Source organism: Cryobacterium sp. PAMC25264 (assembly GCF_019443325.1).
GTDB lineage: Bacteria > Actinomycetota > Actinomycetes > Actinomycetales > Microbacteriaceae > Cryobacterium.
The window spans coordinates 201,368-216,154 of record NZ_CP080383.1 but is presented as its reverse complement, the minus strand read 5'-3'; the positions used below and the strand labels follow the sequence as shown (position 1 = coordinate 216,154).

General features: G+C 63.1%; 11 protein-coding genes and 2 rRNA genes. 5 read left to right on the top strand and 8 right to left on the bottom strand.

The window, feature by feature from the left end; translation table 11 throughout:
• Positions 1 to 51: 51 nt before the first annotated feature.
• The 3 genes from KY500_RS00935 to KY500_RS00925 all read right to left on the bottom strand — a co-directional run bounded on the left by KY500_RS00935 (position 52) and on the right by KY500_RS00925 (position 6,033).
• Positions 52 to 3,180: ribosomal RNA gene (locus tag KY500_RS00935) — 23S ribosomal RNA — on the bottom strand.
• A gap of 471 nt (positions 3,181 to 3,651) precedes the next feature.
• Positions 3,652 to 5,172: ribosomal RNA gene (locus tag KY500_RS00930) — 16S ribosomal RNA — on the bottom strand.
• The 16S and 23S rRNA genes sit together here, the layout of an rRNA operon.
• Before the next feature lie 618 nt (positions 5,173 to 5,790).
• Positions 5,791 to 6,033, bottom strand: coding sequence for a DUF3499 family protein (locus tag KY500_RS00925; RefSeq protein WP_219901970.1), 243 nt, complete (start codon positions 6,031 to 6,033; stop codon positions 5,791 to 5,793).
• Positions 6,034 to 6,078: 45 nt separating this feature from the next.
• Here KY500_RS00925 and KY500_RS00920 point away from each other — a divergent pair, with 45 nt between their 5' ends.
• From KY500_RS00920 to KY500_RS00910, 3 genes are all read left to right on the top strand, one after another.
• Positions 6,079 to 6,525 carry a metallopeptidase family protein gene (locus KY500_RS00920; RefSeq protein ID WP_219901969.1) on the top strand — a complete coding sequence of 149 codons (447 nt, stop codon included), beginning with the start codon at positions 6,079 to 6,081 and terminating at the stop codon, positions 6,523 to 6,525.
• 355 nt (positions 6,526 to 6,880) lie between these two features.
• Positions 6,881 to 7,567, top strand: coding sequence for a hypothetical protein (locus tag KY500_RS00915; protein WP_219901668.1), 687 nt, complete (start codon positions 6,881 to 6,883; stop codon positions 7,565 to 7,567).
• 301 nt (positions 7,568 to 7,868) lie between these two features.
• The gene (locus tag KY500_RS00910) at positions 7,869 to 9,452 is read left to right on the top strand and encodes a hypothetical protein (RefSeq protein WP_219901968.1); all 1,584 of its coding nucleotides are present in this window, start codon (positions 7,869 to 7,871) and stop codon (positions 9,450 to 9,452) included.
• 16 nt (positions 9,453 to 9,468) lie between these two features.
• Here KY500_RS00910 and KY500_RS00905 read toward each other — a convergent pair whose 3' ends face one another.
• Complete coding sequence (locus KY500_RS00905; protein WP_219901967.1) at positions 9,469 to 10,881, bottom strand: glycosyltransferase family 87 protein; 1,413 nt, start codon at positions 10,879 to 10,881, stop codon at positions 9,469 to 9,471.
• A 109-nt stretch (positions 10,882 to 10,990) separates the two neighbouring features.
• Between KY500_RS00905 and KY500_RS00900 the strand changes: the two genes are divergently transcribed.
• The gene (locus KY500_RS00900; RefSeq protein ID WP_219901966.1) at positions 10,991 to 12,259 is read left to right on the top strand and encodes a molybdopterin-dependent oxidoreductase; all 1,269 of its coding nucleotides are present in this window, start codon (positions 10,991 to 10,993) and stop codon (positions 12,257 to 12,259) included.
• Positions 12,256 to 12,738 (top strand): hypothetical protein, encoded by a 483-nt coding sequence (locus KY500_RS00895; RefSeq protein ID WP_219901965.1) that lies wholly within the window; start codon positions 12,256 to 12,258, stop codon positions 12,736 to 12,738. The genes KY500_RS00900 and KY500_RS00895 overlap by 4 nt, the downstream gene beginning before the upstream one ends.
• Here the strand turns inward: KY500_RS00895 and KY500_RS00890 are convergent.
• The 4 genes from KY500_RS00890 to KY500_RS00880 are packed head-to-tail and all read right to left on the bottom strand — an operon-like array spanning position 12,687 to position 14,675.
• The gene (locus KY500_RS00890; RefSeq protein ID WP_219901964.1) at positions 12,687 to 13,373 is read right to left on the bottom strand and encodes a class I SAM-dependent methyltransferase; all 687 of its coding nucleotides are present in this window, start codon (positions 13,371 to 13,373) and stop codon (positions 12,687 to 12,689) included. The genes KY500_RS00895 and KY500_RS00890 overlap by 52 nt on opposite strands.
• Positions 13,370 to 13,681: a DUF2064 domain-containing protein gene (locus KY500_RS19035; RefSeq protein ID WP_255579651.1), complete on the bottom strand. Its 312-nt coding sequence runs from the start codon at positions 13,679 to 13,681 to the stop codon at positions 13,370 to 13,372. The genes KY500_RS00890 and KY500_RS19035 overlap by 4 nt, the downstream gene beginning before the upstream one ends.
• The gene (locus KY500_RS00885; RefSeq protein WP_255579649.1) at positions 13,582 to 14,010 is read right to left on the bottom strand and encodes a DUF2064 domain-containing protein; all 429 of its coding nucleotides are present in this window, start codon (positions 14,008 to 14,010) and stop codon (positions 13,582 to 13,584) included. Before KY500_RS00885 ends, KY500_RS19035 begins: the two co-directional genes overlap by 100 nt.
• The gene (locus KY500_RS00880; RefSeq protein ID WP_219901963.1) at positions 14,007 to 14,675 is read right to left on the bottom strand and encodes a glycosyltransferase family 2 protein; all 669 of its coding nucleotides are present in this window, start codon (positions 14,673 to 14,675) and stop codon (positions 14,007 to 14,009) included. The genes KY500_RS00885 and KY500_RS00880 overlap by 4 nt, the downstream gene beginning before the upstream one ends.
• Between the last annotated feature and the right edge of the window lie 112 nt (positions 14,676 to 14,787).

Here is a 14,787-nt window from a genome sequence, read left to right as displayed (position 1 = left end):
CGTACATCGAGAACCACATAGTGGACGCATAGCAGCTTATTCAAACTGAGTGTTATCAAATTATCGGCTTATTAGTACCGGTCAGCTCCAAGAGTCTTTAGTCCTCTCTTCCACATCCGGCCTATCAACGCAGTAGTCTAGCTGCGAGCCTCTCCCCCTAAGGGATGGAAATCTCATCTCGAAGCCGGCTTCCCGCTTAGATGCTTTCAGCGGTTATCCGTTCCGAACGTAGCTAATCAGCGGTGCTCCTGGCGGAACAACTGACACACCAGAGGTTCGTCCATCCCGGTCCTCTCGTACTAGGGATAGATCTTCTCAAATTTCCTGCGCGCGCAGCGGATAGGGACCGAACTGTCTCACGACGTTCTAAACCCAGCTCGCGTACCGCTTTAATGGGCGAACAGCCCAACCCTTGGGACCTACTCCAGCCCCAGGATGCGACGAGCCGACATCGAGGTGCCAAACCATGCCGTCGATATGGACTCTTGGGCAAGATCAGCCTGTTATCCCCGAGGTACCTTTTATCCGTTGAGCGACAGCGCTTCCACAAGCCACTGCCGGATCACTAGTCCCGACTTTCGTCCCTGCTCGACTTGTCAGTCTCACAGTCAAGCTCCCTTGTGCACTTACACTCGACACCTGATTGCCAACCAGGTTGAGGGAACCTTTGGGCGCCTCCGTTACTTTTTAGGAGGCAACCGCCCCAGTTAAACTACCCACCAGGCACTGTCCCTGAACCGGATCACGGTTCGAAGTTAGGTATCCAATATGACCAGAGTGGTATTTCAACGATGACTCCACCTGAACTAGCGTCCAAGCTTCACAGTCTCCCACCTATCCTACACAAGCCACACCGAACACCAATACCAAGCTGTAGTAAAGGTCACGGGGTCTTTCCGTCCTGCTGCGCGTAACGAGCATCTTTACTCGTAATGCAATTTCGCCGAGTTCGCGGTTGAGACAGCTGGGAAGTCGTTACGCCATTCGTGCAGGTCGGAACTTACCCGACAAGGAATTTCGCTACCTTAGGATGGTTATAGTTACCACCGCCGTTTACTGGGGCTTAAATTCTCAGCTTCGCCTTACGGCTAACCGTTCCTCTTAACCTTCCAGCACCGGGCAGGCGTCAGTCCGTATACATCGTCTTGCGACTTGGCACGGACCTGTGTTTTTAGTAAACAGTCGCTTCCCACTGGTCTCTGCGGCCTTCGAACGCTCCAGGAGTAAATCCCTTCACGCCTCAGGCCCCCCTTCTCCCGAAGTTACGGGGGCATTTTGCCGAGTTCCTTAACCACGATTCTCTCGATCTCCTTAGTATTCTCTACCTGATCACCTGAGTCGGTTTGGGGTACGGGTGACTAAAACCTCGCGTCGATGCTTTTCTTGGCAGCATAGGATCACTGATTTCACCCTTACGGGCTACCCATCGGGTCTCAGCCTTATATGAGAGACGGATTTGCCTATCTCTCGGCCTACATCCTTAGACCGGGACAACCATCGCCCGGCTCAGCTACCTTCCTGCGTCACACCTGTTAATACGCTAACCGCACCAGCATAGGGTCGCACGCTAGGCCTCACGCTTCACCCCGAAGGGATCCATCTAGAGGATTCAGATGCTTAGCATTACTGGATTAGCTTGGACGGTTTTTCATCAGTACGGGAATATAAACCCGTTGTCCATCGACTACGCCTGTCGGCCTCGCCTTAGGTCCCGACTTACCCAGGGCGGATTAGCCTGGCCCTGGAAACCTTGATCTTTCGGAGGACGGGTTTCTCACCCGTCTTTCGCTACTCATGCCTGCATTCTCACTCGTGTAGCCTCCACGGCTGGTTTACACCGCCGCTTCGCTGGCCACACGACGCTCTCCTACCCATCAACACGGCTGAACCAACACCACAAGGGTGCGGCTTACCAAAAATATCAATGCCACAACTTCGGTGGCGTGCTTGAGCCCCGTTACATTGTCGGCGCGGAATCACTTGACCAGTGAGCTATTACGCACTCTTTCAAGGGTGGCTGCTTCTAAGCCAACCTCCTGGTTGTCTATGCAACTCCACATCCTTTCCCACTTAGCACGCGCTTTGGGACCTTAGATGGTGGTCTGGGTTGTTTCCCTCTCGACGATGAAGCTTATCCCCCACCGTCTCACTGCTGCGCTCTCACTTACCGGCATTCGGAGTTTGGCTAACGTCAGTAACCTTTTAGGGCCCATCGGCTATCCAGTAGCTCTACCTCCGGCAAGAAACACGCAACGCTGCACCTAAATGCATTTCGGAGAGAACCAGCTATCACGAAGTTTGATTGGCCTTTCACCCCTATCCACAGCTCATCCCCTCCATTTTCAACTGAAGTGGGTTCGGTCCTCCACGACGTCTTACCGTCGCTTCAACCTGGCCATGGATAGATCACTTCGCTTCGGGTCTAGGACATGCGACTGAATCGCCCTATTCAGACTCGCTTTCGCTACGCATTCCCCTCTCGGGTTAAGCTCGCCACATATCACTAACTCGCAGGCTCATTCTTCAAAAGGCACGCTGTCACACCAACAAAGGGTGCTCCAACGGTTTGTAAGCAAACGGTTTCAGGTACTATTTCACTCCCCTCCCGGGGTACTTTTCACCTTTCCCTCACGGTACTTGTTCACTATCGGTCATGTAGGAGTATTTAGGCTTATCAGGTGGTCCTGACAGATTCACACGGGATTTCTCGGGCCCCGTGCTACTTGGGATACTCTTCGGGCGATTGCTGCATTTCGACTACGGGGTTCGCACCCTCTATGACCAGGCTTTCAATCCTGTTCGTCTATACAACGTTCTAACCCTCACTGTTCGGCAGAAGCAGCAGAAAAGTCCCGCAACCCCGACCATGCAACGCCTGCCGGCTATCACACATGATCGGTTTAGCCTCTTCCGGGTTCGCTCGCCACTACTAACGGAATCACTATTGTTTTCTCTTCCTGTGGGTACTGAGATGTTTCACTTCCCCACGTTCCCTCTACCCGCCCTATATATTCAGGCGGGAGTCACCAGGTCACCTTGCGGGCCTGGCGGGGTTTCCCCATTCGGACATCCTCGGATCACAGTTCGTTTATCAACTCCCCGAGGCTTATCGCAGATTACTACGTCCTTCTTCGGCTCTACATGCCAAGGCATTCACCGTTTGCTCTTGAAAATTTGAAATCACATGAGTTTGAATCGATTAAGTGTCACGAACAAAGTCCGTGACCGAAATTGACCAATGATCACACACTCAAAGAGTGTGTTGATCTTTGTAATTTGACCCCGAAGGGTTCAAATTTAAGATGCTCGCGTCCACTGTGTAGTTCTCAAAGTACGGGCGGTACCCCTTACGACCAACGACCCCGAAAGGTACGACTGTTGACCGAAAAAGGTCCAGAGGAAAAGTTCAACCGCGATCAAGACAAGCTCGATCACCGATTGTTCCGGTCCCTCAGGACCCAACAGCGTGCGTCATGCAAACCCGCCTGACCCAACCCTTTCCATTCACCGAAGTGAAGTACTGAGATCAAACCATTTGGTTCTGCATCAATGTCAATGTTCCACCCATGAGCGCCATCGAAGAACATTCGTCTTCGTATGACTTGGCAGTGTTACTCCGCTGTATACAGACGGCACTGCTGTGCTCCTTAGAAAGGAGGTGATCCAGCCGCACCTTCCGGTACGGCTACCTTGTTACGACTTAGTCCTAATCACCGATCCCACCTTCGACAGCTCCATCCCTTGCGGGTTTGGCCACTGGCTTCGGGTGTTACCGACTTTCATGACTTGACGGGCGGTGTGTACAAGGCCCGGGAACGTATTCACCGCAGCGTTGCTGATCTGCGATTACTAGCGACTCCGACTTCATGAGGTCGAGTTGCAGACCTCAATCCGAACTGAGACCGGCTTTTTGGGATTCGCTCCACCTCGCGGTATTGCAGCCCTTTGTACCGGCCATTGTAGCATGCGTGAAGCCCAAGACATAAGGGGCATGATGATTTGACGTCATCCCCACCTTCCTCCGAGTTGACCCCGGCAGTATCCCATGAGTTCCCACCATTACGTGCTGGCAACATAGGACGAGGGTTGCGCTCGTTGCGGGACTTAACCCAACATCTCACGACACGAGCTGACGACAACCATGCACCACCTGTATAGAGACCTTGCGGGGCGACTGTTTCCAGCCGTTTCCTCTATATGTCAAGCCTTGGTAAGGTTCTTCGCGTTGCATCGAATTAATCCGCATGCTCCGCCGCTTGTGCGGGCCCCCGTCAATTCCTTTGAGTTTTAGCCTTGCGGCCGTACTCCCCAGGCGGGGAACTTAATGCGTTAGCTGCGACACGGAGACCGTGGAATGGTCCCCACATCTAGTTCCCAACGTTTACGGCATGGACTACCAGGGTATCTAATCCTGTTCGCTCCCCATGCTTTCGCTCCTCAGCGTCAGTTACGGCCCAGAGATCTGCCTTCGCCATTGGTGTTCCTCCTGATATCTGCGCATTCCACCGCTACACCAGGAATTCCAATCTCCCCTACCGCACTCTAGTCTGCCCGTACCCACTGCAGGCCCGAGGTTGAGCCTCGGGTTTTCACAGCAGACGCGACAAACCGCCTACGAGCTCTTTACGCCCAATAATTCCGGACAACGCTTGCACCCTACGTATTACCGCGGCTGCTGGCACGTAGTTAGCCGGTGCTTTTTCTGCAGGTACCGTCACTTTCGCTTCTTCCCTACTAAAAGAGGTTTACAACCCGAAGGCCGTCGTCCCTCACGCGGCGTTGCTGCATCAGGCTTGCGCCCATTGTGCAATATTCCCCACTGCTGCCTCCCGTAGGAGTCTGGGCCGTGTCTCAGTCCCAGTGTGGCCGGTCACCCTCTCAGGCCGGCTACCCGTCGTCGCCTTGGTGAGCCATTACCTCACCAACTAGCTGATAGGCCGCGAGTCCATCCCAAACCGAAATTCTTTCCAACTCCTAGCCATGCGGCTGAAGCTCGTATCCGGTATTAGACACCGTTTCCAGTGCTTATCCCAGAGTTTGGGGCAGGTTACTCACGTGTTACTCACCCGTTCGCCACTGATCCAAGAAGCAAGCTCCTCTTCACCGTTCGACTTGCATGTGTTAAGCACGCCGCCAGCGTTCGTCCTGAGCCAGGATCAAACTCTCCGTAAATGTTTAGCTGACTAACCAGCAAGCTGGCGTCACATCTAGTGCACCGAGCCGCCGGAATAGGCGACAACGATGCAAGTTTGAAACTGACAGAACAAATCATTACTGACTTGCTTTGTTGTTTAAATGTTTTCCAAAGGAATCTCTTCCGCGGTACTCCCTAGAAAGGAGCCCTACGACCGAGGTTTTTGGCATTTGACATTGTGCACGCTGTTGAGTTCTCAAGGATCGGACGCACCCGACTTCAGGCCTGAAAGGCTGTCGCTCCGGGGCAACTTTACGATCTTAGCGCCCTCGTTGACCTGTGTCAAATCAACTGAACGGCGTGTCCCGGGCAAAATAATGCCAGGGGACGCTTTGTTCGATCAATCTGAGGGATCGGGCGAAAAGCTGTTTTCCGCTTCAGCACCAAGAAACGTCGATGACGACTTGTGTACTGAAGGTGGGAGGTGGTCCCGCTTGAGGCCGGAAGCTCTGCGGCTTTTCCGAACCTGTGGGGTGACGAGAGATGACATTACGGGGATTCCGCAGGCGGGGCAAATCACCTCAAACGCCCGGGCGTGTCACGCGAATTCATCACCCCGAGGAGGAAGAGTCGCGGCGCCCACCTGGTGCCGCGAGCTAGAGCGAAGCGGCCGGGTGGTCCTCGGCGACATCGGATTCGGCCTTGAGACGATGCCGGATCATCTGCCATCCCTGCGGCGGAGTGGTGAGGCGGGCGTGCCGGTCACAGAGGTCGTAACTATGCGGCTCATGCGTGCCGGCAAGGGGTCCGAGCACCGCCATCGAGTCGGCGTAAGAGAAGGTGAGGGTCGCCACGGCCTCATCGCTACAGGAGATACGGGTGCACGCTCTGGCTGACATGGTGATTGAAGGATACCGCCGATAGCCCGGAAGTAGACTGGGGAGATGTCTCGTTCACGCCGCACAACCGTGCAGACTCCGACCCAGCGCGGTCGGGGGCGGGACCGTCACGGACGCGGCATCCGCAGTTCTGCGACCGGGCCGTTTCTGCCGCCGCTGCGCACACGCATCGACACGTTCGACATGACCATCGCGTCAACCGTGGACTATTTACGGATGGTCTGGCCGGCCGAACTGTCGGATGTGACCTTCGAAGTCTCCCCCGGTCCGGTCAGCGTGATCGAAGGTGTGGGAGTGGAACGATATTCGGTCGACGCCCATGCACGACGCATCTCGTTCTACCGACTGCCGATCCAGCGGTTGAGCCGGCTTCACCGCAATGACGAGTTCCATCAGCGGATGGTCATCGAGAGCTGCGTGTTCCGGGGAGTAGCCGAGTTGCTCGGCAAGGACCCCTGGGATCTGGCCCCTGACCGCTTCCGGCGCTACTAGCCCAGCACTCTTCCCCGTTATCGGGTATCGACTTACCGGGTATCGACAGGCCGGATGGTTGTGCGGTGCGGGTATCGACGTGTCTCGTGGCTGTGCGGATCCGGCTATCGGCGCGCCCACCGGCGTTTGATGAGCCCTCTGCATGCGAGCCGGACCGACGCCGAGAACTTTTTTTGAGACCGACCAAACCTTTTCTGCCGGGGGGCCGAACCACCTGCATACCAAGCAACACCAGCACTACCAGCACTACCAGCACTACCAGCACTACCAGCACTACCAGCACTACCAGCACTACCAGCACTACCAGCAACACCAGCAACACCCCGCAGACCATCCCACAGCAAAGGAACACATCATGCGCAGCTTCACCAAGACCGCACTCGGACTGACCACCGCCGGCCTCCTCGTCGCCGGCCTCGCCGCCTGCTCCACCGACGAAGGCACCTCCTCGACGCCGTCCTCCAGCTCCTCCTCGAGCAGCAGCTCCGCCGAAGCCACCCCCACCCCGGTCGCCTCGATCCCCGCCCTCACCGGCGTCGACACCGCCGTCCTCCTGGACGCCGACTTCGCCGCCGCCCTCACCAGCCTCGGCCTCACCCCCGGCACCGTCGGCACCGCCACCCTCGAAGAAGGCAGCCTGCACTTCCCCATCACCGGCGGAAACGTGGACTACTACGACCCGGCCGAAGACTACCGCCCCTACGTCCAGGGCAACATCGAGCACGAAGGAAGCGGCTTCTCCCTCACCGCCGGCGACACCGTCGTCGAACTGACCAACTTCACCATCGACCCCGGCACCAGCGAACTCTTCGGCGACGTCACCGCCAACGGCGAGTCCGCCGCCACCCAGGTCAAGCTCTTCGACCTCTACGGCGGAACCCTCAAGCCCCTCCAGATGGACGGCGACAACGCCATCCTCACCGGCACCACCGTGCACATCTCCGCCGACGCCGCCGGCCTGCTGAACACCACGTTCGGCACCGACGCCATCGCCGACCAGCTACTCGTCGGCATCGCGACCATCACCGTCGCCACCAAGTAACACCCCGCAGTACACAAGAACGGCCGAGCACACGCTCGGCCGTTCTTCTGCGTCACAGCACAACACACACGCACATCACGGGGTCTCGACACTCTCGACCAACGCTTGGGCGCCACCAGCCCACAGGTCACGGGGGTCTCGACACGCTCGACCGACGACTCGGGCACGTGCGTGAGGGCGCCCCGCCGTTCTGCCGGTGCCGGCTCCGGGTAGATTCCCGGGAAAGGTCGCCTACGCTCGAACGGGGTCGTCGCGGCCACACGCCCAATACGACCTGGCAGGAATTGGAGAGCGCAGGACCATGACCACCGCCCTTCCGTCCTCGCGTGCACTTGTCGCGCCGAACGGCCGCATCTCGGTTCGACAGGCCTGGCCTGATGCGCTGCTGATCGGTATTTTCGGCACGCTGCTCGGCCTTGCGTTTGCCTGGCAGCCGTCGCTGTGGTTCGACGAGGCGGCCACGGTGTCCGCCACCATGCGCAGCTGGCCCGAGCTCGGCCGGATGCTGCAGAGCGTCGACGCCGTACACGGCCTGTACTACGCCGGCATGCACCTGTGGCTCGACCTGGTCGGCTACTCCCCGATCACTCTCCGGCTTCCGAGCGCCGTCGCCGTCGGCGTCACAGCGGCCCTGATCGTGCTCCTGATGCGCACCCGGACCGGCCGGGGCACCGCCGTGCTCGCCGGTGTGGCCTTCTGCCTGCTCCCCCGGGTCACCTGGATGGGCACCGAGGGACGCTCCTACGCGCTCACTGCCGCCCTGGCCGTGGCTCTGACCCTGGTGTTCCTGGCCGCCTGGCGCCGCGGACCCGCTCCACGCCGCATCCGTGCGCTCTGGTGGACCCTGTACGCCGTGGCCGCCATCGCCTGCACTCTGGTCTTCATCTATCTCGCCTTCCTCGTTGCCGCCCACGGCGTCACGGCCCTGTGGACGGTCTGGGCAGGTCGCCGCCGGGACCGGGCGGCCCGGACGTCGTTCATCGGCTGGGCCATCGCCGCTGGCTCCGCCGCGATTGTGTTGCTGCCGTTCGCGCTGGCCGTGGTGCGCCAGTCCGGTCAGGTGAGTTGGATCGCCCCGATCAGCTGGGGCACTTGGAACGGTGTGTTCGTGACGCAGTGGTTCTATCTGAACCCGCTCTTCGCCGTGGTCGGCTGGGTCCTGGTGGCACTGGGCATCCTGTTCCTGGTTCTCGCCGGCCTTCGCACCAGGAGCTCGGCCGCCGGTGCCCCGCGAAACCTGTCGGGCAACCCGTCCTTGCTGTCGATCGCGGTGCCGTGGCTCATGGTGCCGACCATCGGCGTGATTCTCGCGTCACTGGTGGTCTCGCCGCTGTACTCCCCTCGCTATCTCACCTACTGCGCCCCGGCCGTTGCGATCCTGATCGGGGTCGCTCTGGGACGCTTGCGGCGGCGATGGCTGGCCGTGACGGCGCTGGTGCTTCTGGCCGCGCTGGCCGCGCCACAATTCGTGGCCCAACGCCAGCCGGAGGCCAAACAGAATTCATCGTGGAGCGAGGTGGCCAGCCTCATCGAGTCGGAGCGCGCCACGCGCCCCGGCGAGAGGGCCGCCATCGTGTACGGGCCGGTGCGGCAGCATCCGGCCGCGACCACCAGGGTGATCGCCTACTCGTACCCGGATGCCTTCGCCGGCCTCATCGACGTGAAGCTCAAGACCCCAGCCGCCCAGACCGGGCAGCTGTGGGAGACCCGGTACCCGCTGGACGAGGTGACCAACCGGTTCGCCGGGGTCGATGCGGTGTGGCTGGTCACGAGCAACAAGCAGGACTGGCGGCCGAGCGTGACCGCGAAGCTCGCCGACCTGGGCTACTCGATCACCGAGGAGTGGGCGCTCACCGGCGTGAACGTGCTCCGCTACGAGCGCTGACCCGGCTGCCCGGCGTCTAGTTCTCTGCCGACCGCTGCCGGGCGCTAGCCCTGGACCCGATCCGGGCGAGCGCGGCGCGGCCACGCCCCAGGGCTCCCGGCCCGGCCCGGCGCACCGACACGACGACGATCACCAGGAGGGCCACGGCCAGGGAGACCCGGGTGACGGTCAGCGACGGAACCAGAAGCCGCAGGGTGAGCGCGAGCGGGATCGCCAGCCACTCCCACCGGCCGCTGAGAGCCACGAACGGCAGCAACAGCAGCGCATACCAGGGGTAGCGGGGGCTGAGGATGAGCAGGGTGCCGCCGATCATCACCAGTTGTCCGAGCCACGGCCGCTCGGGATCGGTCTTCCAGATCGTGAAGGCCGCCAGGCCGGCCAGCAGCACCGCGACCAGGACGATGCCGGCGCCGCCGGGGGCGATCAGGGACACCAGGGCGAACCGGGAACCGTCCTCGTAGCCTTCTTCGCTGAGGTAGCCGGGCAGGTAACCCAGCACCGCGATCCCGGTGGAGAGCACGTAGGGAACGTAGAGAAGGGCGAAGGTGGCCGCGGCCGCCACGACGACCTTCCAGCCCTGCCGCTTGAGCATCGCCGGTGCCGCGATCGCGGGGATCAGCTTGACCCCGATGGCCACCCCGAGCATGATTCCGCCACGGACGCGTTTGCCGCTACTCACCCAGAAGACGGCCGCGAGGGTGAAGGCCACACCGAGCAGGTCCACATGGGAATTGGTGATGCCCTCGGTCGCAACGAGCGGGCACCAGGCCCATAGGGCGGCGTGGCGCTGGTCGATGCCGCGGCGGCGCATCCCCACCAGAAGCATCCCGGTGATGCCGAGACTGAGCAGCAGTCCGGTCAGCTGAAGTGGCCAGTAGCCGGCATCGGAGCCGACGACGGCGCGCACGGCCGCGAAGTAAATCTCCGCTGCCGGCGGATAGATGGTGGGCACCGCGGTGCGGTTCAGCGCGGAGCAGAGCGGCTCGCCGGAGTCCCGCTGCACGGTGGCGATGCGCTCGCCCGCGCAGACCAGGGCGCCGTCGATCTCGGTGGGGGCGGGGAAGAGCCAGGTGGGCCGGAGGTCGTCGAGCCGCTCATCGGCGGGCACATACGCGTAGGGAGAGATCCCGGCATTCTGCACCACCCCGTCCCAGGCGTACCGGGCGGAGTCGGTACTGGTGTTGGGCGGTCCGGCCATCGCGGCGCCGCCGATCAGGAGCGATCCGGCCAGGATCAACACCCCCACCGCACGGCCCCGAACCCCGCGCAGGGCGACCAGGGCGGCGGCGAAGAGCAGCCAGAGCAGCGCGGTGCCGATCAGGAGCTGAGCGGTGTCCCGGTGCGGCCGGAACAGGTCGAAAGCCACCACCACGACCCCGGTGACGGCCGCGCTGACGGCCAGGAGAATCGAGACGACGGCAATACGCACTCTGCCATCCTCCCCGAGCGGGTACCAGGGCCCCGACCGAACCACGCCCCGTCACCGAACCGTAAGGATTGCATACACTGCCGCGAGCGACAAGGTGGTGGAATGGACTATGCGCCGATTGATGTACGAGGCCAGGGCTCAGCTCGCCTCTCCGGTGCGGACTCCGCGAATGGCCACCGTGATCGGCCGGCTCCTCGGCCTGGCGTTCCTGATCTGTTTCGGCACCGGTCTCTACAGCCATTTCCTGCAGCAACCGCTGCCCTGGATGCGCTTCCCCACCCGCCCGACCGGGCTCTACCAGCTGACTCAGGGCACCCACATCATCGCCGGGATCGCCTGCTTCCCGCTGCTGCTGGCCAAGCTCTACGTCGTGTTCCCGCAGCTGTTCCAGTACCCGCCGGTGAAGTCGTTCGCCAATCTCCTCGAGCGGGCGTCGATCGCGCTCTTCGTGGGTGCCTCCCTGGTGGAGATCACCATCGGCCTACTGAACACCTACCAGTGGTACCCGTTCCCGTTCTCGTTCAAGCAGGTGCACTTCGCGCTCGCGTTCGTGATCATCGGGTCCCTGCTCGTGCACATCGGCGTGAAACTACCCCTGATCTCGGCGCACTGGCGGGCCACGCCCGCGCCCGGCCCCGATGAGCGGCACCCCGTCGACACCGCTGACGGTACCGCGGAGGACACCCCGGTCGACGACGACGGTCCGGGCCTGCCGCGCACCCGCGGCCTCACCGGGCGTCTGCTGGCGTACATCGATGCGACCCCGCGGATGGCGCCCCGCACGAGCCGGCGCGGTTTCCTCGCCACCGTCGCGCTGGGCATCGCCGCCGTGGTGGGTCTCACGGCCGGCCAGACCGTGGCGCCGCTGGATGCCGCGAACGTGTTCGGTCCGCGCAAGAAGGGTGTGGGCCCGCAGGGCGTTCCCGTCAATCGCACCTCCGCCCAGGCGAAGGTCGCCACCGCGGCCATGGCCGCCGACTGGGTGCTCACCGTGGCCCACGGGGGCACCGAACGCAGCTTCAGCCGCGCCGAGCTGGCCGCCCTGCCCCAGACCGCGGTTGACCTGCCCATCGCCTGTGTAGAGGGCTGGAGCCAGATGGCCTCCTGGCGCGGCGTGCGCCTGCGCGACCTGGTCGACCTGGTCGGCGCCTCCCCCGACGCCGATTTCCGCATCATCAGCCTCGAGCAGCGCGGCGGGTTCAAGCAGACCGAGATGGGCCGGGAGTACGTGCGTGATTCGCTCACCCTCGTCGCCCTGGAGCTCAACGGCGGCGTCCTGGACATCGAGCACGGCTACCCCGCGCGCATGATCGCGCCCGGGCGCCCTGGCGTGCTGCAGACCAAATGGCTCAGCCGGATCGAGGCGATCGACGCATGATGACAGCAACCCCCGCCGTGTCACCGCGGATGCGCACCGCCCGCGTCGCCCTCGTCGGCCTCGGTGTGCTCGGGCTCGCCTGGGGCGCCTATGTCCTGCTCGACACCGTCGCGGTGCAGCGGCTCCCCGGGGTGGCGCTCTGGATCGGCGCGGCCATCGTGCTGCACGACGCCGTGCTCTCTCCCCTGGTGTTCGGACTGGGTGTGCTCACCCGGCGGGCGGGCCATCGGCTGGCCGGCGGCATCATCGTGACCGTCCAGGCCGCGATCGTGCTCGGTTCGCTGCTGAGCCTGATCGTCGTGCCCGCGATCGTCGCCCAGAGCCTCGGCGCGAAGAACCCCACGGTGCTACCGCTCGACTACGCCCTGAACCTGGGTGTGGCGTGGCTGGTGCTCGCGGCCGGCAGCATCGCGGTATCGGTGTGGTTTTACGTGCGCACCAGGCGGGCGAACCACCGTCCGTCGCTCGTCCAGTCCTGAACCACCCGCAGCCCGGCCTCGCCGGCCCGGGCTCGGAGCGGACCGATGCCCACCTCGGCCCACGGGAAGACCGCACTGGTGCGCCCCTGAGCGTCTTCCAGCGTGCCGTCGAAGGCGTGGTCGCGCTCGGCGTCCGGGTGCACCTCGACGAGTACGGCGCCATCTGACGAGATGAGCTCGGCACATCGGCCGAGCAGAGCGACGATGTCGCCACCGATGCCGATGTTGCCGTCGAGCAACAGGGCGGTGCCCCAGTCGCCCTCCCCCGGCAGCGAGGAAAAGACCGAACACTCCAGCACGGTCAGACCGGACTCGGCGGCGATGCGCACCGCCGTGGGGGACACGTCGACGCCGGTCGCGGCGAGGCCCTGTGCCAGCGCGGCCCGTACCATCCGCCCGGGGCCGCACCCGATGTCGAGAACGGGGCCGGCGGCACCGGCGAGCAGTTGCACGTCGGTGTCGTCGGCGGCGGCGCTCCAGCGACCGGCGTCCATGGTCGCCGCGGCCCTGCCTGTGGCATGACGCAGGTAGAGCACGGCCGATTCGTTCTCCAACGCCGCCGCGTACGGTTCGGCGCCGCCCGACCCGAAGGTCGTGGTGCCGGGGACGCCGGGACGGGCCGACAGCATGGTCATCGGTTCACTCCGCTCAGCTGCAGGGCGTCGAAACCGGCCAAGGTCTGGGCGAAGCCGCCTCGGGGGGCCAACGCCGCGACGGTGAACGCGTCCTCGATGTGGTCCACGTCAGTGAGGGTCGGCAGCATCTGGACCCGGAGGCCGGCGGTGCGGAGTCGCTGCAGTTGACGCGCGCCCGTGTCGGACCGGGACATCGGCACGCCCCGGATCAGGTCGCCGTCGGGAGCGCGGAGGGCGAGGGCCCAGAATCCGCCGTCAGCGGCCGGCCCGAACCAGGCGTCGACGTCATCGGGCCACGGTGCGAACACCGGGCGAGCAACTCGGCCGTGATCTGCGGGGTGTCCATCCCGATCAGGACGGTGGGCTCGGTGCAGCCGTCGAAGATGGCTCCCAGACGCTCATCAAGGCCACCATCGATCTGCGGCACGACGTCGTACCCGGCCGCGGCGGCCGGTACAACCACCCCGTCGAACGCCAGCACCCGGCGGGTGGCGGGCAACGGCGCGACGGCGGCGAAGGTGTCGTCGAGGCTCGCGGCGGCCAACTGGGCCGCCTGCTCGAAGCTGAGCGGGGGATGCAGGCGCGTCTTCACCCGGCCGGGCAGACATTCCTTGGCGATCACGATCAGGGTGGTCATTTGCGGGCCTCCTTCAGCAGTCTCGACATGTCGGCGACGGCCGTGAGGGTGCCGCGCACCGTGCCGGTCACCTTGCTGCGCCCCACCCGTGGGGCGTACGAGGTATCCACCTCGCGGATGCGCCAGCCCCGCGCCGCCGCCTTCAGGAAGACCTCGAGCGGATAGCCACTGCGCCGGTCCTGCAGATCGAGGGCCAGGAGGTCCTCTCGTCGTGCGGCCCGCATCGGGCCCAAGTCGTAGATGTTCACACCTGTTATTCGGCGCAGTCGCCAAGAAAGAGTGGAATTGGCTATCCGTGCGTGTATCGGCCAGGATCCGGCCGTTGTCGGACGTCTGCGGCCGAGCACCAGATCGGCCTCTCCGGCGGCCACCGGATCCACCACGAGGGGCAGGTCCTCAGGGTCCATCGACGCGTCCGCGTCGCAGAAGGCCACGATGGGCGCCGTCGCATGCAGGAGCCCGGCGTGCGCAGCCGCCCCGAACCCGCGGCGGGCCTCGTAGACGACAAGGGCGCCGGCCGCCTCGGCAATGCGCGCGGAATCATCCGTCGACCCGTTGTCCACCACGATGGCGCGGTAGCCCTCCGGCAGCCGGGCCAGCAGCCAGGGCAGCGCACCCGCCTCATTCAGGCAGGGCATGACCACGTCGACCCGAATCTCACTCATCACTCGACCCTATGTCGGGGGCCCCGCCCGACACTCCGCGCAAACGTTACGGAGTGGGGAAGGATTGTGGCAGGGCCGGATGTGCTGCGTGCCCGCCGCACACCGTTTATCC